Source organism: Kitasatospora sp. NPDC094015 (assembly GCF_040304075.1).
In the GTDB taxonomy this organism is placed as follows: Bacteria; Actinomycetota; Actinomycetes; order Streptomycetales; family Streptomycetaceae; genus Kitasatospora.
This window is the reverse complement of record NZ_JBEOUL010000030.1, coordinates 74,929-97,417: the sequence shown is the minus strand read 5'-3', so window position 1 is coordinate 97,417 and position 22,489 is coordinate 74,929. Positions and strand designations below refer to the sequence as shown.

The window sequence follows — 22,489 nt, the reverse complement described above, 5'->3', positions numbered from 1 at the left end:
GACACCCCGGGGGTGTTGTCCACGAAATTGGTGATCAGCCAGTTCAGGTTCTGTGCGGCCTGGCTCATCTGACTCAACTCAACGCTCCTGGTGGTCGGGGCCGAAGCCGGTGGTGCCATCGGCGTTGCGCTGCCCGTCATGACCGGGACGGTTGCCGCGTGCGGCGCCGCCGAAACCGTCGAAGCCCTGCGGGGCGGCGCCGGGGTTGGCGCCGGTACCCGCCTGGCGGCCCTGCTGGATGCCGCGGCGCAGGTTGGTGAGCCGGCCGCGCACCTCCTCGGGGCTGCGGGACACCTGCGGGCCGGTCAGCGGAGAGGACTCCGCCGTGCCGGACACCAGGTTGGCCTGCGGGGTGCGGCGCGGGAGCCCGGAGGTGGTCAGGCCACCGGTCGAGGGCTCGCGCAGCTGTTCGGCCCGCCGCCAGCGCTCGTCGTTGGCCGACGGGCGCCACGGGGCTTCCGGCTGCAGGGGCGGCTGGGCCGGACCCTGCGGCGCCTGGCGCTGCTGAGGTGCCTGCTGGGGCTGGGGTGCCTGCTGGCGCGCCTGCTGCGGGGCCTGCTGCTGGGGGGCCTGCTGTTGCGGCGCCTGCTGCGGGCGGCCCTGCGGAGCCGGCCGCTGCTGCTGGGGGTGACCCTGCTGCGGACGGCCCTGCGCCGCGATGCCGGGGGCCGAGGTCCCCGGGCGCTGCGGCTGGTACGGACGCGGGCGGTCGCCCTGCTCGCCGTCCTCGGGGCGGAACCACTGCTGGGTGTCCTCCGCGCCCGGGCCGGTCGGCAGCGCCATCGGCTGCGGCCGCTCGCCACCGGCCTGGCGCTGCGGGCGCCGGGCGCCGGGCGCCTGGCCCTGCTGCGGCGCGAACGCCTGCTGCGGCTGGCCCTGCTGGGGCTGCTGCTGGCCGGCGGGGCCGGGCACGCTCGGCAGCACCGGCTCGACCAGACCGAGGCCCAGCGGGTCCCGGGGGTCGATGTCGCTGGCCTCGAACCGGGGCCGGGCGAACTGGGCGGTGCTCTCGGCCGCGCTCTCGGCCGGCGCCTGCTGCGACTGCTGCTGCGGCTGCGCCGGACGGTTCTGCGGGTTCTGCGGACCCTGCGGCGCCTGCGGGCGGCGCGGGGCCAGCCCGCCGCGGGCGGGGTCCGCCTGCGGCGCCTGGTCGGCCCGGCCGTGCTGCGGACGCTCGCCGAACGGTGCGGCGCTCTCCGGCAGTTCGGCGCCGGGCCGCTGCTGCGGGCGCTCGCCGGCCGGCCGGCGGCCGTTCGGGGCCTCCTGCGGGCGCGGGGAGCGGCGGGGCATCCCGCCGGGACCACCGGCACCGGGACCACCAGCACCGGGCGCACCGGGCGCACCGGAGGCGCCGGGCACCCGCCGCGGCGGCATGTCGGGGGAGGGGTTGGCCTGCGGGGCCGGGCCGCCGCCCTGGAGCGACTGGCCGACCTCGCGGGTCGGCAGACCGGCGCCCGCGGGAGCGCCGGGACCACCGTTGCCGGTGGGACCGCCGTTGCCGGCGGGGGCGCCGGGACCGCCCGAGGGCTGGCCGCCGAACATCCCGCCGCCGCCCTGACCGCGGTTCTGCTGACCGCCCTGCGGGCCGTTGCCCTGCGGCGCGCCGCCGAGCTGCGGACGCCCGCCCGGGGCACCGCCCGGGCCCTGGCCGAGCGCGGCCGCCTGGCGGCCGGACAGCGCGTCGGCCGCACCGGCCCGGCCCTGCTGGCGCGGGGTCGGACCGGCACCGCGCTGCTGCTTGCCGGCCGGACCGCCCTGGCCGGGGCGGCCGCCCCGGCGGTCGGCGGAGTTGGTGACGTCGACCGGGAGCATGACCAGCGCGGTGGTGCCACCGGAGTCGCTGGGGCGGAGCTGGATCCGGATGCCGTGTCGCAGGGACAGGCGGCCGACCACGAACAGACCCATCCGGCGGGACACCGAGACGTCCACCACCGGGGGGCTGGCGAGGCGCTCGTTGATGTCCGCGAGGTCGTCGGGGCTGAGGCCGATGCCGGTGTCGTGGATCTCGACCAGCACGCGGCCGTCCGGCAGCGCGTGGCCGGTGACCCGGACCCGGGTCTGCGGGCTGGAGAACGAGGTGGCGTTCTCCAGCAGCTCGGCGAGCAGGTGGACGAGGTCGTTGACGACGCGACCGGCTACCTCGGTGGACGGGACCGCGGCGAGCTCGATGCGCTCGTACTGCTCCACCTCGGAGGCGGCGGCGCGCAGCACGTCGACCAGCGGGACGGGGCGGGTCCAGCGGCGGCCCGGGTCCTCACCCGCGAGGACCAGCAGGTTCTCACCGTTACGGCGCATGCGGGTCGCGAGGTGGTCGAGCTTGAAGAGGCTGGCCAGCTGGTCCGGGTCGGCCTCGCGGCTCTCCAGCTCGGAGATCAGCGACAGCTGGCGCTGGATGAGGCCCTGGCTGCGGCGCGAGAGGTTGGTGAACATCGCGTTGATGTTGCCTCGCAGCAGCGCCTGCTCGGCGGCGAGGCGGACGGCCTCGCGGTGCACCATGTCGAACGCGTGCGCCACGTGGCCGATCTCGTCCGCGGAGTCGACGCCGACCGCCTCGACGGTGACGTCGACGTCCTGCGGGTCGCTCTCGGACAGGGTCTTGACCAGCTCGGGCAGTCGCCGCTCGGCGACGTCCTCGGCCGCGGACTGCAGTCGGGTCAGCGAGCGCACCATCGAGCGGGCCATCAGGGCCGCGCCGGCGATGGCGACGATGAGCACGATGGCGACCAGCGCCGCGTTGATCAGGGCCTCGGTGTCGGCGTCGGACTGCAGCGCCTGGGCCTTGCCGTCGAGGTCGTCGACCAGGCCGGTCTCGATGTTCCGCTCCGCGGTGATCTTCGCGGTGGCGTCGTCGTACCAGCTCTTGTAGCTGCGGCTCTCGGCCTGCTGGATGCCGTTCGGGTTGAGCACGGCCTTGGTGAAGCGGTCGGCCTCGGCGATGAGCTGGTTGTAGCTCATCTGGGCCCGCTTGGCGCGTGCCTCGCCCTCGCCGTAGATCGCGGTGAAGTTGGCGAGCGCGTTGTCCTCGGCGCCCTGGAGGCGGATGCCGAAGGTCTCGTCCGAGGTGCTCAGGTCGGGCTGGCCGGGCCGGGCGAGCGCCGCGCTGATCAGCGCGCGCTGCATGGAGGTGCTCTCCTTGGCCAGCGAGAACTGCCGCAGCGCACGGGTGGTCTTGATCAGCTCGGTGCTGTTCGAGGTGATCGCCAGGTCCTGGATGATGTCGATCAGGTCCTTGATCATCACGTCGTAGCTCGTGATGGTGGCCTGGATGTTGTCAGGACTCCGGTATGCGTTGTTGCGGGCCGCGGTGAGCTGGTTGAGGTCCTTGCGGACCTGCAGCAGCAGCGTCTTGCCACCGGCGAGGTCGAGCTCGTCGAACTTGTCGGCACTGGCGTTGAACGCCTTGCTCAGCGCGTCGCTGTTCTTCTTCGCCTCGGTGACCTCGGGGTCCTCGGGGTTCAGGTGGTTGGCGTCCGCGGTGATCGGGCCGGCGCTGACGTCACGCTCGGTCTGCAGCGCGTTGGCCAGGGCGGTGGCCTTACGGGCCAGGTCCGCCAGGTCCTTCATCTGCGCCAGCTGCCGCGAGTTCTCCAGCGAGGTCTGCACCCGCAGGCCGCCGAGCACCAGCGCGACCATCACGGGGAGCAGCAGCAGCGCGATCAGGCGGGTCCGGATCCGCCAGTTCTTCATGGCGAAGCGGCTGATGCCGGTGGCCCGGCGGCGGTTCAGTGAACCGCGCAGCCGGGATCGGCGGCTCTCCTTGTCGGCGTGCTCGGCGCTGTCCGCGCCGGCGGCGTGTTCGCCTGCGTCTGGCTCGGAGCCGCCGGAAGTCAACCGATCGGCGGCAGCGCCGGTCATCGGTGCTGCCTGGTGGGAGCCTGACATGGGCTCGCGCTGCTCCGGGTCACCCGCGGCGCCGCTGCCCCTCTTGAAACGTCCCTGCACTGGCGTCGCAACCTCTGGACCGGGCGCCCCTCCCGCGACTGGCGGGATAGGACGGTGTCGAGTTTTTCCGTGGCATTCCAGCACAGCGCGAGAAGTCCAACAAGGGGCGTTACCCGTCGGTGTCCTGGGCTACCCAGTGCGCGCACCGCCTCACGGACTGTGCGGTAGGGGTGCCGGAATACGGCCCTTTTCGGACACTTGCCGGATGCATGCCAAGTGGGCTGCGGATTCACCTGAGTGCCGGAGGTCCCAAAATGTCCGAGATATCCCCTATGTCGGCCATTCTCCGAGGTCGGAATTGGCCGAGATCGCGGCAATTTTCCGGTGAAATGTGAGCAAAGTCACAGCGCTATGTGTAGCTTTGGTCACGGCGGCTGTGAAAGGAGATCCTTAGCCTTGCTCCGACGGGACGCTCCGCTGTGCCCCGCCGCGATTCCAGCCTGCCCATCCCGAGGCCGGTCCAAAAGCGCCGCCCCGATCGGGTCGGTCGCCCGCCGCCGGTCTCCGACCCCGAGGTGTGACGCAATGTCCGAGCCGACGAAGAAGGCTTCGAAGTCCACGCTCAACTGCCGCCCCACGGCCAACCCGCGTCGGACCACCCTGGCCTCCGTCGAGGACTTCGGCCAGCTGCCCGGTTTCCTCGCCGCGCAGACGCCCCGCGAGTACGCCGCGGAGCTGCCCGACAGCACCGCCAACCCGCGCCGCACCGTGCTGATGGTCGCGCCGGCCCCGCGGATCCCGCTGGACTGACCCCGACCGCCCCGGAGGGCGCCGACCGCACCGCTGCGGTCGGCGCCCTCCGGCGTTCCCGGGGGTGGGTGCGCCGGGGAAGACCCCGCCGAGGCCCTCGAGCCCGCCGCGACCGTGGGCGACGGCCCACGCGATAGCCTGGGCACGATCGTGCAGGGCCCCGATCCGCGGGCCCCGCCAGCGTCCGGGCGCCCCGGCGGCCGACGAACCGAGAGGTTGCTGGGCAGTGCGCATTGCCAGGTTCTCCGTCCGGGAAGGAAGCCCTGCCGCCGGCAGCGTCTCCTTCGGCGTGATCGAGGGCGATCCCTCGAAGCCCGAATCGCTGGTGCTGCACGCACTGGCCGGGCACCCGTTCGGGGCTCCGCAGCCGACCGGTGAGAGCTACCGCTTCCAGGACGTCCGCCTGCTCGCCCCGATGCTCCCGAGCAAGATCGTCGCGGTCGGCCGCAACTACGCGGCGCACGCCGCCGAGCTCGGCAACGAGGTCCCGGCCGTCCCGCTGACCTTCTTCAAGCCCTCCACCTCGGTGATCGGCCCGACCGAGGCCATCGCGTACCCGCCGTTCTCCTCGGACGTGCAGCACGAGGCCGAGCTGGCCGTGGTGATCGGCCGGATGTGCCGCGAGGTGCCGGTCGAGCGGGTGCCCGAGGTGATCCTCGGCTACACCTGCGCCAACGACGTGACCGCCCGCGACGTGCAGCAGCGCGAGGGCCAGTGGGCCCGCGCGAAGGGCTTCGACACCGCCTGCCCGCTCGGCCCGTGGATCGAGACCGACCTCGACCCGGCCGACCTGGCGGTCACCTGCACCGTCAACGGCGAGCTGCGGCAGGCCGGCCGGACCTCGCTGATGGTCCGCCCGGTCGCCGAGCTGATCGCGCACATCTCCGAAGCGATGACCCTGCTCCCGGGCGACGTCATCCTCACCGGCACCCCCGCGGGTGTCGGCCCCATCGGCGTCGGCGACGAGGTCGCCGTCACCATCGAAGGTATCGGCACTCTCGCCAACAAGGTCATCTCCCGTGATTGAGGCTTCAAGCGTGGCTAACTCCGAGCTGGACCCGACCGTCCGGGTCCGCTTCTGTCCCTCCCCGACCGGCAACCCGCACGTCGGCCTGGTCCGGACCGCCCTGTTCAACTGGGCCTTCGCCCGCCACAACGGCGGCAAGCTGGTCTTCCGGATCGAGGACACCGACGCGGCCCGCGACTCCGAGGACTCCTACAACCAGCTGCTGGACGCGATGCGCTGGCTCGGCTTCGACTGGGACGAGGGCCCCGAGATCGGCGGCCCGCACGCGCCGTACCGGCAGTCGCAGCGGATGGAGACCTACGCGGACGTCGCGGCCCGGCTCAAGGCGGCCGGCCACGCGTACGAGTGCTACTGCTCGACCGAGGAGCTGGACGCCCGCCGCGAGGCGGCCCGCGCGGCCGGCCGGCCCAGCGGCTACGACGGCCACTGCCGCGAGCTCACCGCCGACCAGGTCGAGGTCTACCGCCAGGAGGGCCGGCAGCCGATCGTCCGGTTCCGGATGCCCGACCAGGCGCTGACCTTCGACGACCTGGTCCGCGGCCCGATCACCTTCGACCCCAAGGACGTCCCCGACTTCGGCATCGTCCGGGCCAACGGCGCTCCGCTGTACACCCTGGTCAACCCGGTCGACGACGCGCTGATGGAGATCACGCACGTGCTCCGCGGCGAGGACCTGCTCTCCTCGACGCCGCGCCAGATCGCGCTCTACGCCGCACTCGCCGAGATCGGCGTCGGCAACGGCACCACCCCGCGCTTCGGCCACCTGCCGTACGTGATGGGCGAGGGCAACAAGAAGCTCTCCAAGCGCGACCCGCAGGCCTCGCTCAACCTCTACCGCGAGCGCGGCTTCCTGCCCGAGGGGCTGCTCAACTACCTGGCCCTGCTGGGCTGGTCGCTCTCCGCGGACGACGACCACTTCTCGATGGACCAGCTGGTCGCCGCCTTCGACATCGCCGACGTGAACGCCAACCCGGCGCGCTTCGACCTGAAGAAGTGCGAGGCGATCAACGCCCGCCACGTGCGCGAGCTGGCCCCCGAGGAGTTCGTCCGCCGGCTGGTGCCCTACCTCCAGGCCCCCGGCCTGCTGCCGGCCGAGCCGAGCGCCGAGCAGCTGGCGCTGCTGGCCGCGGTGGCCCCGCTCACCCAGGAGCGGATGGTGGTGCTCAGCGAGATCGTCCCGATGGCCGGCTTCCTGTTCGTCGACCCGGCCGAGTTCGCGGTCGACCCCGAGGACGCGGCCAAGGTGCTGACCGCCGACGCCCGCCCGGTGCTGGAGGCCAGCATCAAGGCGCTGGAGGAGCTCGGGGACTTCACCCCGGAGCCGATCCAGGCCGCGCTGCGCGAGGCGCTGGTGGAGGGCCTGGGCATCAAGCCCAAGTTCGCCTTCACCCCGCTGCGGGTGGCCGTCACCGGCCGCCGGATCTCTCCGCCGCTCTTCGAGTCGATGGAGCTGCTCGGCCGGGCCGAGACGCTGCGCCGGCTGGGCGCCGCCCTGGAGCTGCTGCCGGCCTCCTGAGCCGGTCCCGGACACCTGCGGGCCTGGTGCGCTGACCAGGTCCGCAGGTGCCGGCGGCGCTGCCTGCGGTTATCGATTTTGGAGCCGGGCCGCGCGTCGGGTAATGTTCTTTCTGCGCCGCCCGGGCAGGGAGGCGCGAGACACCGAGGAGGGCCCCGCAGGGGTCGAACTCTGGTGGGGTATGGTGTAATTGGCAGCACGACTGATTCTGGTTCAGTTAGTCTAGGTTCGAGTCCTGGTACCCCAGCGCAGTACAAGTGGTGCAAGCAGTACAAGTGGTACACGCCCCCGTTGTGTAGCGGCCTAGCACGCTGCCCTCTCACGGCAGTAGCGCCGGTTCGAATCCGGTCGGGGGTACGCAATGCAAATTGCAAACTGAATAAAGATATGAGTATGCCCCCGTTGTGTAGCGGCCTAGCACGCTGCCCTCTCACGGCAGTAGCGCCGGTTCGAATCCGGTCGGGGGTACTCAGCACCAGTGATGGTGCGGGCCCCCGTTGTGTAGCGGCCTAGCACGCTGCCCTCTCACGGCAGTAGCGCCGGTTCGAATCCGGTCGGGGGTACTTTTGGGGTATGGTGTAATTGGCAGCACGAGTGATTCTGGTTCATTTAGTCTAGGTTCGAGTCCTGGTACCCCAGCCAACAACAGCTCCGGGTGACCGGGGCTTTTTGTTTTTCCGGAACCGCCGCGCTTTTCCGACGGGGAGCGCCGTGCGCCGGGATGTTCGAAGGCCCGCCCCGATCGCTCGGGGCGGGCCTTTTTCGTCACGGCGGGTTTTCGTCACGGCGGGGCGCCGGCCGGGGCTCAGCCGCGGCGCAGTGCCTCGGTGAGGCGGTTGGCGGCCTCGATGATGGCCTGGGCGTGCAGCCGGCCCGGGTGGCGGGTGAGGCGCTCGATCGGGCCGGAGACCGAGACGGAGGCCACCACCCGGTTGGAGGGGCCGCGGACCGGCGCCGACACGGAGGCCACGCCGGGCTCCCGCTCGCCGATCGACTGGGCCCAGCCGCGCCGCCGTACGCCGCTCAGCGCGGTGGCGGTGAACCGGGCGCCCTGCAGACCCCGGTGGAGCCGCTCCGGCTCCTCCCAGGCGAGCAGGACCTGCGCGGCGGAGCCGGCCTTCATCGGCAGAGTGGAGCCGACCGGCACGGTGTCGCGCAGGCCGGAGAGCCGCTCGGCGGCGGCCACGCAGATCCGCATCTCGCCCTGCCGGCGGTAGAGCTGGGCGCTCTCGCCGGTGACGTCGCGCAGGTGCGTGAGCACCGGGCCGGCGGCGGCCAGCAGCCGGTCCTCGCCGGCCGCGGCGGAGAGTTCGGAGAGTCGGGGGCCGAGGATGAAGCGGCCCTGCATGTCCCTGGTGACCAGGCGGTGGTGTTCGAGTGCGACGGCGAGCCGGTGGGCCGTGGGCCGCGCCAGACCGGTGGCGGCGACCAGCCCCGCCAACGTGGCGGGGCCCGACTCCAGTGCGCTGAGCACCAGAGCGGCCTTGTCGAGAACGCCGACGCCGCTTGTGTTGTCCATGTCTCGATACTGCAGTCTCAGTACGCGAGACGCAAGTTCAATCCGGCGAGAAAAGCGCCACTCTGGATGCAGCAGCCCGGGAGACACCCAGGGCGGACCCTTACCGAGGTGTCCGCATCCTGGACACGATCCGGCGTGCAGGTCGCCTGCGGCGAGCCTCACCAGGGTGGCTCGGGAAGAGACCTCGACGACACGAGAAGGCCGGCAATGCGGCCGGCTGGAGGGAAAGCGATGGGACGGACACTGGCGGAGAAGGTCTGGGACGACCATGTCGTCCGGCGCGCCGAGGGCGAGCCCGACCTGCTCTACATCGACCTGCACCTGCTGCACGAGGTGACCAGCCCGCAGGCCTTCGACGGCCTCCGGCTCGCCGGCCGCAAGGTCCGCCGGACCGATCTGACGATCGCGACCGAGGACCACAACACCCCCACCCTGGACATCGACAAGCCGATCGCCGACCCGGTCTCCCGGGTGCAGCTGGAGACGCTGCGCCGCAACGCCGCCGAGTTCGGGGTGCGGATCCACTCGCTGGGCGACATCGAGCAGGGCGTGGTGCACGTGGTCGGCCCGCAGCTGGGTCTGACCCAGCCGGGCACCACCGTGGTCTGCGGCGACTCGCACACCTCCACCCACGGCGCCTTCGGCGCGCTGGCCTTCGGCATCGGCACCAGCCAGGTCGAGCACGTGCTGGCCACCCAGACGCTGCCGCTGGCCCCGTTCCGCACCATGGCGATCACGGTCGAGGGCGAGCTGCCCGACGGCGTCACCGCCAAGGACCTGATCCTGGCCGTGATCACGAAGATCGGCACCGGAGGCGGCCAGGGCTACGTCCTGGAGTACCGCGGCTCGGCCATCCGCAGCCTCTCCATGGAGGCCCGGATGACCATCTGCAACATGTCCATCGAGGCGGGCGCCCGGGCCGGCATGATCGCCCCGGACCGGACCACCTTCGACTACCTGGAGGGGCGCCCGCACGCCCCCAAGGGCGAGGACTGGGACGCCGCGGTCGCCTACTGGGAGACCCTGGCCACCGACGAGGACGCGGTCTTCGACCACGAGATCTTCATCGACGCCGCCCAGCTCACCCCGTTCGTCACCTGGGGCACCAACCCCGGCCAGGGCGCGCCGCTGGGCGCCGAGGTGCCGGACCCGGCCTCCTTCGCCGACCCGCAGGAGCGGACCGCGGCCGAGAACGCGCTCGCGTACATGGGCCTGGAGGCCGGTACGCCGCTGCGCGAGGTCGCCGTGGACGCGGTCTTCGTCGGCTCCTGCACCAACGGCCGGATCGAGGACCTGCGCGCCGCCGCCGCCGTCCTGGAGGGCCGCACCATCGCCGACAGCGTGCGGATGCTGGTCGTGCCAGGCTCGGTGCGGGTCGCGCTGCAGGCCGTGGAGGAGGGCCTGGACAAGGTCTTCACCGCCGCCGGCGCCGAATGGCGGCACGCCGGCTGCTCGATGTGCCTGGGCATGAACCCGGACCAGCTGGCCCCGGGGGAGCGCTGCGCCTCCACCTCCAACCGCAACTTCGAGGGCCGCCAGGGCAAGGGCGGCCGCACCCACCTGGTGTCGCCCCAGGTCGCCGCGGCCACCGCCGTGCTGGGCCGGCTGGCGGCGCCCGCAGACCTGTCGTCCAACGTCGCTGTGGAGGCCTGAGCAGCATGGAGAAGTTCACCACCCACACCGGCCGGGCCGTCCCGCTGCGCCGCAGCAACGTCGACACCGACCAGATCATCCCGGCGCACTGGCTGAAGAAGGTCACCCGCAGCGGCTTCGAGGACGGCCTGTTCGAGGCCTGGCGCAAGGACGAGTCCTTCGTGCTGAACCGCCCCGAGCGGGCCGGCGCCACCGTGCTGGTGGCGGGCCCCGAGTTCGGCACCGGCTCCTCCCGCGAGCACGCCGTCTGGGCGCTGCAGAACTACGGCTTCCAGACCGTCATCTCCTCGCGGTTCGCCGACATCTTCCGCGGCAACTCGCTGAAGAACGGCCTCCTGACGGTGGTTCTGCCGCAGGAGACGGTGGAGCGGCTGTGGCAGCTCGTCGAGGCCGACCCGACCGCCGAGATCACCGTCGACCTGGAGGCCCGGGAGGTCCGCGCCGAGGGCGTGCACGCCTCCTTCGAGCTGGACGACAACGTCCGCTGGCGGCTGCTGAACGGCCTGGACGACATCAGCATCACGCTGCAGAACGAGGCCGACATCGCCGCCTTCGAGACGACCCGGCCGGCCTTCAAGCCGCGGACCCTCCCGGTGGCCTGAGCCGCTGCTTTCTGATGCTTCGCCGGATGGCCCGCCTCCCCTCGGGGGGGCGGGTCTTCGGCTGTTCGGGACGGGAGTTCGGACGGCCGGCCCGGTCGGCATAAACCCCCGGGGCAGCGCAACTCCGTACAGATGGCACAATCGTTGCATGCACCGGCTCCCCGAACCTCCGTGCCCGGGTGGCGAACCCGCCGCGACGGAGGGGACGGACGGTGCAGCCGGCAGTCGAATTGACGACCGGACGGACCAACACACCTCACCTGCTGAGGAACCGGACGACTCGGAAGTCACGGCGCTCTACGCGCTAGTGGCCGAGCGGTTGAAGCAAGCGCACGCTCGCGTTTCTGCGCTGAACGTGTCAACGGATGCAAAGACCGCTCTCACCCGGCAACTGCTCATCGTCACGGAGACCGCCAAGCGCGATCTTCCGGAGGCGGCGCGGCGGTTGAGTCGCTTTGTGCAAGACCTCGACGAGGGGCGGCAGCCGCGCCCGTGAGGTCGCCGACGCGCAAATCCATTGCGACACTAGGGTGATTCACACGTTTGGTAATTGAAAGTCCGCAGATACATACCTAACGTGCGAAATGAACGGATGGAATCATCCGGCGCCCGTTTCCGAAGGGGAAGACGTGAACAAGGCTCAGCTTGTCGAAGCGGTGGCCGAGCAGCTGGGCGGTCGCAAGGCTGCCGCAGAGGCCGTCGACGCAGTGCTCGACACCATGGTGCGTGCCGTTGTGGCAGGAGACCGCGTGTCGGTCACCGGTTTCGGCACCTTCGAGAAGGTGGAGCGCTCCGCGCGCTTCGCCCGCAACCCGCAGACCGGCGAGCGGGTCAAGGTCAAGAAGACCGCGGTCCCGCGCTTCCGTCCGGGTCAGGGCTTCAAGGACCTGGTCTCCGGCGCCAAGAAGCTGCCGAAGGACGGCCCCTCGGTGAAGAAGGCCCCCAAGGGCTCCCTCACCCCGGGCAAGGGCGGCACCACCGCTGCCGTGAAGCGCGCCGCCACCAAGCGCGCCGCCGCCGCTGCCGCCGCCGCTCCGGCCACCGCCGCGAAGAAGACGGCCGCCCGCAAGGCGACCACCACCGCGAAGAAGGCGGCGGTCAAGAAGACCACCACCGCCCGCTCCACGGCGTCCAAGACCACCGCGGCGAAGACCACGGCGGCCAAGACCACCGCGGCCAAGACCACGGCGGCCGCCAAGAAGGCCGCGCCGGCGAAGACCGCGGCGAAGAAGGCCACCACCGCCAAGACCGCGGCGGCCAAGAAGACCACCACCGCCAAGAAGGCGACGGCCGCGGCCAAGAAGACCGCGCCGGCGAAGAAGACCGCCACGCGCAAGACCACCGCGCGCAAGGCGACCGCCAAGTAGTCCCCGGCGGCTCCCCGGGCACCGGCGACGCCGGTGCCCGCGGTGGCGAGGTGACGGTGCGCGCACCGGTACGGCTGCGGCGGCCCGTGCCCCGGATCACTCCGGGGTGGGCCGCCGCAGCCGTTTCCGTTCCCGCCCGGGGGCGGCGCGTGGTGCCGGTGGCGGGGTGACGCGGGTTCAGCGCCCCTGGACCGGGAGCTCGTAGACGATCTCCCAGCGGGAGTCCGGGATCACCACGTCGGCGGTCTCCACCGCCCGCCCGTCCACGTCGAAGTAGGTCCGCTCCACCAGCGTCACCAGATCGCCGGCCGAGATGCCCAGCAGGTGCGCCTGCGCCTGGGTGGCCCGGGCCGGACGCGGCCGCTCCACCAGGTGGTCCACCACCACGCCGATCGAGGCCATCCGCTCGACCAGCCCCTGCCCGGCGAGCGGGCCGAGTTCGGGCAGCAGCACCGGGGTCCCGCCGGTGACCGCCATCGGCTCCCAGCTCTCCGCCAGTTGCACCGGTCGGCCGTCGGTGAGGAACTCGTAGCAGGTGCGCACGGTCGGCTCGCCGGGTTCGATGCCGAGCCGGTCGGCGATCGCCGGCGGCGCCGGGGTGCGGGCGAAGCTGTTGGCGTCCCAGCTGCCGGCCGGCTCCCGGTTGCCGTGGTCGGCCCGGAACGGCGAGGGCCCGCTGAGCCCGCGGTGCCGGGAGCGCACCATCGGCCGGCGCTCGGTCGGCAGCCGCACGTAGGTGCCGGAGCCGGCCCGGCCCTCCAGCAGCCCCTCGGTGATGAGCAGTTCCTGCGCCCGCTGGAGCACGTTCGGCCCCACGCCGTACTCGACCGCGAGCTGTGCGCGGGACGGCAGCCGCTCGCCCACCAGCCATTCGCCGCGGGTCAGCCGGCGCCGCAGGTCGTCCGCGACCCGCAGGTAAGGGGGCTCCTGTGAGGGCATCCATCACTCCTGGCGCAGGCTCGGCCCGGCCGCGTTCGGCAGGGCGGGTGATACGGCATTGACAATTTAATCCATCAGGAGCAATCTAATGAGTTAGAATCACCACGTGTGAGCGGTTGCCCGCAAGGAGAAACGTCGCGTGCGCACCACCAGGTCGTTCGACCTCGCCGGGATCCTCGCCCGTCGCCTCGCCGGCGTCACCGGGGCCAGGGCGAGGGTCCGCCGGCGGCCGGAGGGCGGCGGGTACCGGGTGGAGGTGCCGCTCGGCTGCTCGGGGGAGGCGGCCCACCGGGAGCTGCTCGCCGTGCTCGCCGGGGCGGACCGCTTCGGCCACCGGTCCTGCGCCGGCGCCCAGCTGATCTGGGCGGAGGTCGACGACCGGCCCGGGGCAGGGACGGGTGGGCGCACGGACGGCCGGGGCGACGGCGGACCCGAGCAGGCGGGCCGCGACCAGGAGAGCGAGGAGCGCGGACCATGACGACCAGCAACACGGCGGCGGCGTCGACGGCGGTGACCGTGGTGATCGAGGGGATCACCCTGCCCGCCACCTTCAACCGGCTGCCGGACGCGATGGCGGCGCTCTGGGAGGCGCTGCGGATGCTGCCGCTCGGCTGGGCCCAGTACGAGGCCTGTCAGGGGTACTTCGGACCGGAGGCGGTGCCGCGGGTGGCGCAGGCGCTGGCCCGGGAGGGGCGGCTGGAGGTGACCTTCCGGCTGGCGGGCCGCCCGTACACCGTCACGGTGCGGCCGGCCGGGGCCTAGGTTCTGGTACCCGCCAGGGCGGTACGGCGGTCAGGCCTCGGCGCCCGGGTCCGGGAAGGTCTGCAGGGTCAGGAAGACCACCCGGCGGGCCTCGCCGCTGCCCTCGGTGCGGATCCGGACGCGCTGGCCGGGGCGCAGCAGGCGCAGGCCGCCGGCGTCGAAGGCGGCGGCGTCGAAGGGCACCGGGGTGCCGTCGTCGAGCAGTACCGAGCCCGTCCGGGTCGCCGGGTCGAAGGTGAACGAGGTGGCCTGCATGCGTGCAGCATAGCGAGCGCCCCGGTGGCTCAGACCAGGGTGGCGGCCACCGCGGCGGTGTGCGCTCCGACGCCCAGCGCCAGCGCCTCCAGCAGGTCGGCCGCGGTGTCCACGTCCCGGCGCACCGACGGGACGCCGGCCAGCGGGAGTTCGCGGGCGCCGCGGGCGGCGTGCCGGTCGCGGGAGCCCGGTCCGAACGCGGGGCCGAGCGGCAGGCCCGGCGGGCAGGCCAGCAGGGTGGTGCCGGTGCCGGGGGTGTCGGCGAGGAAGGCCCGCCGGCCGGCGGGCACCGCGGCCAGGACCAGCGCGAGTTCGGCCGGGCGCAGCGCGGGCAGGTCGGCGGACAGGGTGGCGACGGGGGCGCGCGGCGCGTGCTGGAGCGCTCGCGCTGCTCCGTGCGCCAGTGCCGGGTTGAGCCCGCCGCGGCGGCCGACCGGCTCGTCCGCGACCACCAGGGCGCCCAGCGCGCGGACCCGTTCGGCCACCAGCGCGTCCCCGGTGACCACCAGCAGCCGGGCCACCGGCGGGCAGGCGAGCGCCGCCGTGACGGTGTCCAGCGCGAACGCCAGCGCCAGTTCGGGCCGCCGCGCCCCGGCGAACGGGGCCAGCCTGCTCTTCGCCAGTTCGAGCGGCTTGACCGGCAGCACCAGGGACCAGCCCGGCGCACCGGGAGCGTCCGCGCCGGGTCGCCGCGGGGAGGGAGCGGGCGGGAGCGGCCCGGCGGGGCGTACGGTGTCCTGGGTCATCGGCGCCATTGTGGCGCCGGGTCCGCGGCCCTGGCCAGCCGCACCGCGCGCCCGGCGTGCGGTTGCTCACGTGCCCGCGGCCGACGGGCAGGTCCGCTCGACAGCCGGCAGGTCCGCAGGTGAGACTGGTCCGCGCCTGGGGCGCCGCCCGGCCGTGCGGCCGGCGGCGGGCCGCAGGTCGGGACCTCTCCCGCCGGTCACGGCGGTACGGGTGCGGACCGGGCCCACGGCCCCGCCGGCGAAGGCCGGGAGGCGACGGAAGACGTGCGGCACCCGGGGTGCCGCACCGGATGAGGAGGAGCTGGGGTGGCCCGCCGCTCGAACGCCAGGTTCGGCAACGCCGACTACGGCATCTGGTACCGCTTCGCGGCCGTGCTGGTGAAGCCGGTGACCACCGCCCTGGTGAAGCCGGACTGGCGCGGATGGGAGCACCTCCCCAAGGAGGGCGGCTTCCTGGCGGTGGTGAACCACAACTCGGTCATCGACCCGGTGGTGTACGCGCACTGGCAGTACAACAGCGGGCGCCCGCCGCGGATACTCGGCAAGTCCCAGCTGTTCTCGGTGCCGTTCATCGGCTTCATGCTGCGCAAGACCGGCCAGATCCCGGTGTTCCGCGAGTCCACCGACGCCGCCGCCGCCTTCCGTGCCGCGATCGAGGCGATCGAGGGCGGCCAGTGCGTGCAGTTCTACCCCGAGGGCACGCTGACCCGGGACCCGGACCTGTGGCCGATGACCGGCAAGAGCGGCGCCGCCCGGGTCGCGCTGATGACGGGCGCGCCGGTGATCCCGGTCGCGCACTGGGGCGCGCACGAGATCGTCCCGCCGTACGGGCGCGGCGGCAAGAGCAGGTTCAACCTCTTCCCCCGGCACCGGGTGACGGTGGCCGCCGGCCCGCCGGTGGACCTGAGCCGCTACCAGGGCAAGGAACTCACCGCCCAGGTGCTGCGCGAGGCCACCGAGGACATCATGGTGGCGATCACCGACGTGCTCGCCGGCATCCGCGACGAGCAGCCGCCGGCCGTCCGCTACGACATGCGCCGGGCCGCCCGGGAGCGGGCCGCCGCCGCCGAGGGCAAGGGCGACCGGGCCGCGACCAAGGGGACCGGCACCGAGGAGCAGGCCCAGTGACCCGGTGCGCGGTGTTCGGGAACGGCTCCTGGGGCACGGCCTTCGCGATGATCCTGGCCGACGCCGGCTGCGAGGTCTCGCTGTGGGGCCGCCGCAAGGAGCTGGCCGACGAGATCAACCGGACCCGGGTCAACCCGGACTACCTGCCGGGCGTCCCGCTGCCCGCCTCGGTGCGGGCCACCGCCGACCCCGCCGAGGCGATGGCGGACGCGGACTTCGCGGTCCTGGTGGTGCCGTCCCAGACGCTGCGCGAGAACCTCGCCGCCTGGGCGCCGCTGCTCGGCCCGCGGACGGTGCTGGTCAGCCTGATGAAGGGCATCGAGCTCGGCACCGCCAAGCGGATGACCGAGGTGCTCCAGGAGGTGGCCGGGGTCGGCCCCGAGCGGGTCGCCGTGGTCAGCGGGCCCAACCTGGCCCGGGAGATCGCCAACCGGCAGCCGGCCGCCACCGTGGTCGCCTGCACCGACGAGTCGGTCGCCAAACGGCTCCAGACCGCCTGCCACACGCCGTACTTCCGCCCGTACACCAACACCGACGTGGTCGGCTGCGAGCTCGGCGGGGCGGTCAAGAACGTGATCGGCCTGGCCGTCGGCATGGCCGACGGGATGGGCCTGGGCGACAACACCAAGGCCACGCTGATCACCCGCGGCCTGGCCGAGACCACCCGGCTCGGGGTCGCGCTGGGCGCCGACCCGCTCACCTTCGCCGGCCTCGCCGGGATGGGCGACCTGGTGGCCACCTGCTCCTCGCCGCTGTCCCGCAACCACACCTTCGGCACCAACCTCGGCCGGGGCATGACCCTGGAGCAGGCGGTCGCGGCCACCAGCCAGACCGCGGAGGGCGTCAAGTCCTGCGAGTCGGTGCTCGACCTGGCCCGCCGCAGCGGCGTCGACATGCCGATCGTCGAGGCGGTGGTCGACGTGGTGCACAACGGCCGCCCGACCCACGAGGTGCTCAAGGGCCTGATGGCCCGTTCGGCGAAGCCGGAGCGCCGGTGACGAGAACCGGAAACATCCGCACGGTAGTCTCAAAAGCGATATGAGCATCGAAAAGACCTCCCCGGACCACGCGGCCAAGCCGCGCGTCGCGATCGTCTTCGGCGGCCGCAGCTCCGAGCACCCCATCTCGGTCGTCACGGCCGGCAGCGTGCTCCGAGCGATCGACCGGAGCAAGTACGAGGTGCTGCCGATCGGCATCACCCATGAGGGCCGCTGGGCCCTGGTCGGGGACGAGCCCGGCCGGATGGCGATCACCGACGGCCGGCTGCCGGACGTCGACCAGGTCGCCGAGTCCACCGAGGGCCAGGTGTCCCTGCCCGGCAACCCCGGCAGCCGCGAGGTGGTCTGGAGCGAGCCCGGCGCCGCGCCGAAGGTGCTCGGCGAGGTGGACGTGGTGCTGCCGCTGCTGCACGGCCCCTGGGGCGAGGACGGCACGCTGCAGGGCCTGCTGGAGCTCTCCGGGGTGCCGTACGTCGGCTCCGGCGTGCTGGCCAGCGCGGCCGGCATGGACAAGGAGTACACCAAGCGGATCCTCGCCTCGCACGGCATCGGCGTGGGCGACTGGACCGTGGTGCGCCCGCGCGAGTGGGAGAGCGAGCAGGGCCGGGCCGCCGCCCGCGAGCGGATCGCCGGGCTCGGGCTGCCGCTGTTCGTCAAGCCCTGCCGGGCCGGCTCCAGCATGGGCATCACCAAGGTCAAGGACCTGGCCCAGCTGGACGCGGCGATCGAGGAGGCCCGCCGCCACGACCCGAAGATCATCGTCGAGGCCGGGGTGACCGGTCGCGAGATCGAGTGCGCGGTGCTGGAGTTCGAGGACGGCCCGCGGGCCAGCGTGCCGGCCGAGATCGTGGTCGGCGGCGACTTCGAGTTCTACGACTTCGAGGCCAAGTACATCGACTCCTCCGAGGTGGAGATCCCGGCGAAGCTGGACGAGGCGCAGACCGCCGAGATCCGGCGCCAGGCCGTGGCCGCCTTCGAGGCGCTCGGCTGCGAGGGGCTGGCCCGGGTCGACTTCTTCCTGCTGGAGGACGGCAGCTGGATGGTCAACGAGATCAACACCATGCCCGGCTTCACGCCCATCTCCGCCTACCCGAAGATGTGGCAGGCCAGCGGGGTGCCGTACCCGGAGCTGATCGACCGTCTGCTGCAGGCCGCGCTGCGGCGCTCCACCGGCCTGCGCTGACCGGCCTGCGCCGACCGTCCCGCGTCGGGCCGGCGCCGTCCCCGGGTGACCGGGAGCGGCGCCGGCCCGCCGGTCACAGCCCGTCGGGGACGGTCGCCTTGATCGCGTCGGTGAGCGAGCTCAGCGGGTCCGAGTAGTTCGGGTAGGCCCCCTTGGGCACCTCCACCTCCACGTACGTCCTGCGCAGCGTGGTGACGAACCGGTACCCGCCGTCGGCCGTCTCGGACATCCCCCACTGCACGTCGTTGATCTCCGGCGAGTTCCGCAGCGGGTCGTCGTCCAGGTAGCCGGGCCGCTCGATGCCGCAGCGCAGCACCGTCCGGGGCGAGCTGCCCCAGGCGGCGGTGTACGGGGAGGCCGGCGACGGGTCCTGCCGGGGGTGGCCCAGCACGGTTTTCGGCAGGGCCTTGTCCAGGGCCTCGCAGTAGCCGGCGACGGCCGCCCGGGGCACCGGCGGCGTGACGTCCGCCGGCCCGGTCCAGGCGGCCGCGAGCAGCACGATGCCGCCCAGCAGCACCGCCGGCGGGGTGAGCCAGCGGACCGGGGCGGGCAGCGCGGCGAGGCGGGAGGTCACGGTCACCCGCCGATGCTATCCGGGCTTACAGGTTGACCACCGGACAGGTCAGCGTGCGCGTGATGCCCTCGACCTGCTGGACCTGGGCCACGACCATCCGGCCGAGGTTGTCCATCGTGTCGGCCGCGGCGCGGACGATCACGTCGTACGGTCCGGTGACGTCCTCGGCGGTGAGGACGCCCTCGATCTTCGAGATGGACTGGGCCACGGCCGTCGCCTTGCCCACCTCGGTCTGGATCAGGATGTATGCATGGACCACAGGGACCTCCAGGCGGCTCGGAACGGAGATCGCCCCCCGGGACCGGCCAGGAGTGGTGCGGCGGGCCGACCGACAGGCTGATCACCACGCTACCGCGCGCTGGCGCCGGTACGGGAGTCCCCTGCCGGGCCCGAGGGCGTACGCTGCGCGCGGGGGCGCGCGGCCGTGGCGGGCGGACGGGCCCCGACCCGGCGGCGGAGCCTTCCGCGGGGCCGGACGGATTGAGTCGAGAGGACGGCAGATGCAGGGGACCGTGGGCGAGCTCGGCGAGTTCGGACTCATCCGGGAGCTGACCGCCCGGCTGCCGCTGACCCCGGCCGTCGAACTCGGACCGGGGGACGACGCGGCCGTGGTCAAGGCCTCGGACGGGCGCGTGGTGGCCACCACCGACGTGCTGATCGAGGGCCGGCACTTCCGCCGTGACTGGTCCACCGCCTACGACGTCGGCCGCAAGTCCGCCGCGCAGAACCTCGCGGACGTGGCCGCGATGGGCGCGGTGCCCACCGCGATCCTGCTCGGCCTGGTGACCCCCGCCGACCTGCCCACCACCTGGGCGACCGAGCTGATGGACGGGCTGCGCGACGAGTGCCAGGTGGCCGGCGCCACCGTGGTCGGCGGCGACGTGGTGCGCGGCGACACCATCACGCTGGCCATCACCGCGCTGGGCGACCTGCAGGGCCGCGCCCCGGTGCTGCGCTCCGGCGCCCAGGTCGGCGACGTGGTCGCGGTGACCGGCTGGCTGGGCTGGTCCGCCGCCGGCCTGACGGTGCTGCAGCGCGGGTTCCGCTCCCCGCGGGCCTTCGTGGAGGCGCACCGGCGCCCCGAACCGCCGTACCACGCGGGCCCGGCCGCGGCCGACCTCGGGGCCAACGCGATGGTGGACGTGAGCGACGGCCTGGTCGCCGACCTCGGCCACGTCGCCCGGGCCAGCGGCGTCGACATCGACCTGCGCGCCGCCGACTTCGACGTCCCGGCGCAGATGGCCGACATCGGCCAGGCGGTCGGGGTGGACCCGCTGCTGTGGGTGCTCTCCGGCGGGGAGGACCACGCGATCGTGGCCACCTTCCCGAAGTCGGTCCAACTGCCCGCCCGCTGGCGGGTGGTGGGTGAGGTGGTGCGCACCGCGAGCGCGGCCCGCGGCGGCCGGGTCACGGTGGACGGCGCGCCCTGGGACCGGGCCGGCGGCTGGGACCACTTCGCCGAGCAGTGAACCGCCCGCCCGGACGGTGACCGGCCGGTCACCGTCCGTATCGTGGGACGGTGGCGCGGGAGCGGGGCCGCGGCAGGGGCGAGTGCGTACGCTTGCGCTGTCGGCACCGGCCCGGCGCCCTGCCGGGCCCCACGGAGCGGGAGAGCACTGCCACCATGCGAATCGGCGTCCTGACCAGCGGCGGCGACTGCCCCGGCCTCAACGCGGTGATCAGGTCGGTGGTGCACCGGGGCACCGACGTCCACGGGGACGAGATCGTCGGCATCGAGGACGGCTTCCTCGGCCTGATCGAGGGGCGCAGCCGGGTGGTCTCGCACGACGACGTCACCGGGCTGCTCACGCTCGGCGGCACCATCCTCGGCTCGGCCCGGGTGCAGCGCGAGCGGATCGAGTGGGCCGTCGACAACGCCCGGATCCTGGCCCGCAGCATCGGCATCGACGCGCTGATCGCGATCGGCGGCGAGGGCACGCTGACCGCCGCCAAGCTGTTCAGCGACGCCGGGCTGCCGGTGGTCGGCGTGCCGAAGACGATCGACAACGACATCGACGCCACCGACGTCACCTTCGGCTTCGACACCGCCGTGCACGTGGCCACCGACGCGATCGACCGGCTGAAGACCACCGCCGAGTCGCACCAGCGGGTGATGGTGGTCGAGCTGATGGGCCGGCACACGGGCTGGATTACCCTGACCGCGGGGGTGGCCGGCGGCGCGCACGGCATCCTGATCCCGGAGAAGCCCTTCGACATCGAGGTGCTCGCCCGGATGATCGAGGAGCGGTTCCGGCGCGGCAAGAAGTTCGCCATCATCGCCGTCGCGGAGGGCGCCGAACCGCTGCCCGGAACGCTGCGGTTCGAGCACGGCCACGTCGACCAGTACGGCCACCGCACCTTCGGCGGGATCGGCAACCGGCTCGCCAACGAGCTGGAGGGGCTGCTCGGCAAGGAGGCCCGGCCGGTCATCCTCGGGCACACCCAGCGCGGCGGCACCCCCACCGCCCGGGATCGGGTGCTCGCCACCCGGTTCGGCTGGCACGCCGTGGAGGCCGTGCACAAGGGCGCGTTCGGGCACTTCACCGCGTTGCGCGGCAACAACATCCGGCTGGTGTCGATCGGCGACGCGGTCACCCGGCTGAAGACCGTGCCCGAGGCCCGCTGGTCCGAATCGGAAGCGGTGCTGTGAGCCGCTGCCGGTAGGTTGGCGGCATGGTTTCGACAGTCCACCCCTCCTCCGCACCCCCGCGGGTGCTCACCGTGGCCGGCTCCGACTCGGGCGGCGGCGCGGGCATCCAGGCCGACCTCAAGGCGATGCTCGCCCTCGGCGTGCACGGCATGAGCGTGATCACCGCCGTCACCGCGCAGAACTCGCTCGGCGTGCAGGGCTACTGGGAGCTGCCGGCGGAGGCCGTCCGCGCGCAGTTCCGCAGCGTGGTCGACGACATCGGCGTGCAGGCGGTGAAGACCGGCATGCTGGCCTCGGTCGAGCTGGTCGAGGTGGTCGCCGAGCTGCTGGCCGGGGTCGGGGCGCCGGTGGTGGTCGACCCGGTCGGGGTCTCCAAGCACGGTGACGCGCTGCTGGCGGCCGAGGCGGTCGCCACCGTACGGGAGCGGCTGCTGCCGGTGGCCACCCTGGCCACCCCCAACCTGCACGAGGTGACGCAGCTCACCGGCATCGAGGTCACCGGGCAGCCCGGGATGCGCGCCGCGGCCGAGGCCCTGCTCGGGTTCGGCCCCCGCTGGGTGCTGGTCAAGGGCGGCCACCTGGAGGGCGAGGCCGCCGACCTGCTGGTCGGCTCGGACGGCAGCGAGCACTGGTACCGCGCGCCGCGCTACGACAACCGGCACACCCACGGCACCGGCTGCACCCTGGCCAGCTCGATCGCCGCCGAACTCGCCAAGGGCGCGGGGATGCCCGCGGCGGTGGCCGCCGCCAAGGAGTACGTCACCGGCGCGATCGCGGCCGGCTTCGCGCTGGGTGCGGGCATCGGCCCGGTCGACCACGGCTGGCGCCTGCGCTGAGCGGGCCCGGACACAGCACTGCGGGGGTCAGGAGGAGAACCT

At 73.2% G+C, this 22,489-nt stretch carries 22 protein-coding genes, 5 tRNA genes and 1 pseudogene; 20 read left to right on the top strand and 8 right to left on the bottom strand.

From position 1 onward, the window contains the following. Positions 1-68: pseudogene (locus ABT014_RS28205) on the bottom strand (roadblock/LC7 domain-containing protein); the annotation flags it as partial. A gap of 10 nt (positions 69-78) precedes the next feature. After that, positions 79-3,855: a nitrate- and nitrite sensing domain-containing protein gene (locus tag ABT014_RS28200; RefSeq protein ID WP_350642019.1), complete on the bottom strand. Its 3,777-nt coding sequence runs from the start codon at positions 3,853-3,855 to the stop codon at positions 79-81. Positions 3,856-4,467: 612 nt separating this feature from the next. Between ABT014_RS28200 and ABT014_RS28195 the strand changes: the two genes are divergently transcribed. The 8 genes from ABT014_RS28195 (at position 4,468) to ABT014_RS28160 (ending at position 7,877) form a co-directional block, all read left to right on the top strand. Next, positions 4,468-4,692 (top strand): hypothetical protein, encoded by a 225-nt coding sequence (locus ABT014_RS28195; protein WP_350642018.1) that lies wholly within the window; start codon positions 4,468-4,470, stop codon positions 4,690-4,692. A 226-nt stretch (positions 4,693-4,918) separates the two neighbouring features. Next, positions 4,919-5,719, top strand: coding sequence for a fumarylacetoacetate hydrolase family protein (locus ABT014_RS28190; RefSeq protein ID WP_350642017.1), 801 nt, complete (start codon positions 4,919-4,921; stop codon positions 5,717-5,719). Between the two features lie 10 nt (positions 5,720-5,729). Next, on the top strand, positions 5,730-7,235 hold the full coding sequence (gltX, locus tag ABT014_RS28185; RefSeq protein WP_350642016.1) for a glutamate--tRNA ligase: 1,506 nt from the start codon (positions 5,730-5,732) through the stop codon (positions 7,233-7,235). Positions 7,236-7,410: 175 nt separating this feature from the next. Then, positions 7,411-7,482 (top strand) — tRNA-Gln (locus ABT014_RS28180). A 37-nt stretch (positions 7,483-7,519) separates the two neighbouring features. Next, positions 7,520-7,592, top strand: a tRNA-Glu gene (locus tag ABT014_RS28175). A gap of 38 nt (positions 7,593-7,630) precedes the next feature. Next, positions 7,631-7,703 (top strand) — tRNA-Glu (locus ABT014_RS28170). 22 nt (positions 7,704-7,725) lie between these two features. Continuing rightward, positions 7,726-7,798 (top strand) — tRNA-Glu (locus tag ABT014_RS28165). Between the two features lie 4 nt (positions 7,799-7,802). Beyond that, a tRNA-Gln gene (locus ABT014_RS28160) sits at positions 7,803-7,877 on the top strand. 163 nt (positions 7,878-8,040) lie between these two features. Here ABT014_RS28160 and ABT014_RS28155 read toward each other — a convergent pair. Then, positions 8,041-8,754 carry an IclR family transcriptional regulator gene (locus ABT014_RS28155; RefSeq protein WP_033823066.1) on the bottom strand — a complete coding sequence of 238 codons (714 nt, stop codon included), beginning with the start codon at positions 8,752-8,754 and terminating at the stop codon, positions 8,041-8,043. Between the two features lie 231 nt (positions 8,755-8,985). Between ABT014_RS28155 and leuC the strand changes: the two genes are divergently transcribed. The 4 genes from leuC (at position 8,986) to ABT014_RS28135 (ending at position 12,376) form a co-directional block, all read left to right on the top strand. Next, the gene (leuC, locus tag ABT014_RS28150; protein WP_350642015.1) at positions 8,986-10,407 is read left to right on the top strand and encodes a 3-isopropylmalate dehydratase large subunit; all 1,422 of its coding nucleotides are present in this window, start codon (positions 8,986-8,988) and stop codon (positions 10,405-10,407) included. A 5-nt stretch (positions 10,408-10,412) separates the two neighbouring features. Further along, on the top strand, positions 10,413-11,009 hold the full coding sequence (gene leuD / locus ABT014_RS28145; RefSeq protein ID WP_350642014.1) for a 3-isopropylmalate dehydratase small subunit: 597 nt from the start codon (positions 10,413-10,415) through the stop codon (positions 11,007-11,009). A 148-nt stretch (positions 11,010-11,157) separates the two neighbouring features. Continuing rightward, the gene (locus tag ABT014_RS34615; RefSeq protein WP_502895116.1) at positions 11,158-11,505 is read left to right on the top strand and encodes an SCO5555 family protein; all 348 of its coding nucleotides are present in this window, start codon (positions 11,158-11,160) and stop codon (positions 11,503-11,505) included. Between the two features lie 133 nt (positions 11,506-11,638). Next, on the top strand, positions 11,639-12,376 hold the full coding sequence (locus ABT014_RS28135; RefSeq protein ID WP_350642013.1) for an HU family DNA-binding protein: 738 nt from the start codon (positions 11,639-11,641) through the stop codon (positions 12,374-12,376). A 177-nt stretch (positions 12,377-12,553) separates the two neighbouring features. Here ABT014_RS28135 and ABT014_RS28130 read toward each other — a convergent pair whose 3' ends face one another. Beyond that, a complete protein-coding gene (locus ABT014_RS28130; protein WP_350642012.1) occupies positions 12,554-13,315 on the bottom strand; it encodes a GntR family transcriptional regulator in 762 nt (253 codons plus the stop codon). Positions 13,316-13,454: 139 nt separating this feature from the next. Between ABT014_RS28130 and ABT014_RS28125 the strand changes: the two genes are divergently transcribed. Then, complete coding sequence (locus ABT014_RS28125; RefSeq protein WP_350642011.1) at positions 13,455-13,793, top strand: hypothetical protein; 339 nt, start codon at positions 13,455-13,457, stop codon at positions 13,791-13,793. After that, complete coding sequence (locus ABT014_RS28120) at positions 13,790-14,077, top strand: hypothetical protein (protein ID WP_350642010.1); 288 nt, start codon at positions 13,790-13,792, stop codon at positions 14,075-14,077. The genes ABT014_RS28125 and ABT014_RS28120 overlap by 4 nt, the downstream gene beginning before the upstream one ends. A 30-nt stretch (positions 14,078-14,107) precedes the next feature. On the opposite strand, the gene ABT014_RS28115 is transcribed toward ABT014_RS28120, so the two are convergent. Both ABT014_RS28115 and cofC read right to left on the bottom strand, forming a co-directional pair. Beyond that, positions 14,108-14,332, bottom strand: coding sequence for a hypothetical protein (locus tag ABT014_RS28115; RefSeq protein ID WP_350642009.1), 225 nt, complete (start codon positions 14,330-14,332; stop codon positions 14,108-14,110). A 29-nt stretch (positions 14,333-14,361) separates the two neighbouring features. Further along, entirely contained in the window at positions 14,362-15,078 is a 717-nt protein-coding gene (cofC, locus tag ABT014_RS28110) for a 2-phospho-L-lactate guanylyltransferase (protein WP_350642008.1), read from the bottom strand. Between the two features lie 306 nt (positions 15,079-15,384). Here cofC and ABT014_RS28105 point away from each other — a divergent pair, with 306 nt between their 5' ends. From ABT014_RS28105 to ABT014_RS28095, 3 genes are read left to right on the top strand one after another with little or no spacing between them, the layout of a single operon-like run. Beyond that, the gene (locus ABT014_RS28105) at positions 15,385-16,206 is read left to right on the top strand and encodes a lysophospholipid acyltransferase family protein (protein ID WP_350642007.1); all 822 of its coding nucleotides are present in this window, start codon (positions 15,385-15,387) and stop codon (positions 16,204-16,206) included. A 47-nt stretch (positions 16,207-16,253) separates the two neighbouring features. Continuing rightward, a complete protein-coding gene (locus ABT014_RS28100; protein WP_502895118.1) occupies positions 16,254-17,204 on the top strand; it encodes an NAD(P)H-dependent glycerol-3-phosphate dehydrogenase in 951 nt (316 codons plus the stop codon). Between the two features lie 40 nt (positions 17,205-17,244). Then, positions 17,245-18,387: a D-alanine--D-alanine ligase family protein gene (locus tag ABT014_RS28095; protein ID WP_350642005.1), complete on the top strand. Its 1,143-nt coding sequence runs from the start codon at positions 17,245-17,247 to the stop codon at positions 18,385-18,387. Positions 18,388-18,460: 73 nt separating this feature from the next. Here ABT014_RS28095 and ABT014_RS28090 read toward each other — a convergent pair whose 3' ends face one another. Both ABT014_RS28090 and ABT014_RS28085 read right to left on the bottom strand, forming a co-directional pair. Further along, on the bottom strand, positions 18,461-18,967 hold the full coding sequence (locus tag ABT014_RS28090; RefSeq protein ID WP_350642004.1) for a DUF3515 domain-containing protein: 507 nt from the start codon (positions 18,965-18,967) through the stop codon (positions 18,461-18,463). Positions 18,968-18,986: 19 nt separating this feature from the next. Then, positions 18,987-19,220 carry an Lrp/AsnC ligand binding domain-containing protein gene (locus ABT014_RS28085; protein WP_350642003.1) on the bottom strand — a complete coding sequence of 78 codons (234 nt, stop codon included), beginning with the start codon at positions 19,218-19,220 and terminating at the stop codon, positions 18,987-18,989. Positions 19,221-19,461: 241 nt separating this feature from the next. Here ABT014_RS28085 and ABT014_RS28080 point away from each other — a divergent pair, with 241 nt between their 5' ends. The 3 genes from ABT014_RS28080 to thiD all read left to right on the top strand — a co-directional run bounded on the left by ABT014_RS28080 (position 19,462) and on the right by thiD (position 22,447). Continuing rightward, entirely contained in the window at positions 19,462-20,430 is a 969-nt protein-coding gene (locus ABT014_RS28080) for a thiamine-phosphate kinase (RefSeq protein WP_350642002.1), read from the top strand. Between the two features lie 155 nt (positions 20,431-20,585). Then, positions 20,586-21,611, top strand: coding sequence for an ATP-dependent 6-phosphofructokinase (locus ABT014_RS28075; RefSeq protein ID WP_350642001.1), 1,026 nt, complete (start codon positions 20,586-20,588; stop codon positions 21,609-21,611). Positions 21,612-21,634: 23 nt separating this feature from the next. Continuing rightward, a complete protein-coding gene (thiD, locus tag ABT014_RS28070; protein WP_350642000.1) occupies positions 21,635-22,447 on the top strand; it encodes a bifunctional hydroxymethylpyrimidine kinase/phosphomethylpyrimidine kinase in 813 nt (270 codons plus the stop codon). Positions 22,448-22,489: the final 42 nt, after the last annotated feature.

Coding starts and splice junctions, on each gene's coding strand:
- ABT014_RS28200 (WP_350642019.1), bottom strand. CDS start 3,855: ATGACCGGCGCTGCCGCCGATCGGTTGACTTCCGGCGGCTCCGAGCCA.
- ABT014_RS28195 (WP_350642018.1), top strand. CDS start 4,468: ATGTCCGAGCCGACGAAGAAGGCTTCGAAGTCCACGCTCAACTGCCGC.
- ABT014_RS28155 (WP_033823066.1), bottom strand. CDS start 8,754: ATGGACAACACAAGCGGCGTCGGCGTTCTCGACAAGGCCGCTCTGGTG.
- leuC (WP_350642015.1), top strand. CDS start 8,986: ATGGGACGGACACTGGCGGAGAAGGTCTGGGACGACCATGTCGTCCGG.
- leuD (WP_350642014.1), top strand. CDS start 10,413: ATGGAGAAGTTCACCACCCACACCGGCCGGGCCGTCCCGCTGCGCCGC.
- ABT014_RS34615 (WP_502895116.1), top strand. CDS start 11,158: ATGCACCGGCTCCCCGAACCTCCGTGCCCGGGTGGCGAACCCGCCGCG.
- ABT014_RS28130 (WP_350642012.1), bottom strand. CDS start 13,315: ATGCCCTCACAGGAGCCCCCTTACCTGCGGGTCGCGGACGACCTGCGG.
- ABT014_RS28120 (WP_350642010.1), top strand. CDS start 13,790: ATGACGACCAGCAACACGGCGGCGGCGTCGACGGCGGTGACCGTGGTG.
- ABT014_RS28115 (WP_350642009.1), bottom strand. CDS start 14,332: ATGCAGGCCACCTCGTTCACCTTCGACCCGGCGACCCGGACGGGCTCG.
- cofC (WP_350642008.1), bottom strand. CDS start 15,078: ATGACCCAGGACACCGTACGCCCCGCCGGGCCGCTCCCGCCCGCTCCC.
- ABT014_RS28100 (WP_502895118.1), top strand. CDS start 16,254: ATGATCCTGGCCGACGCCGGCTGCGAGGTCTCGCTGTGGGGCCGCCGC.
- ABT014_RS28095 (WP_350642005.1), top strand. CDS start 17,245: ATGAGCATCGAAAAGACCTCCCCGGACCACGCGGCCAAGCCGCGCGTC.
- ABT014_RS28080 (WP_350642002.1), top strand. CDS start 19,462: ATGCAGGGGACCGTGGGCGAGCTCGGCGAGTTCGGACTCATCCGGGAG.
- ABT014_RS28075 (WP_350642001.1), top strand. CDS start 20,586: ATGCGAATCGGCGTCCTGACCAGCGGCGGCGACTGCCCCGGCCTCAAC.
- thiD (WP_350642000.1), top strand. CDS start 21,635: ATGGTTTCGACAGTCCACCCCTCCTCCGCACCCCCGCGGGTGCTCACC.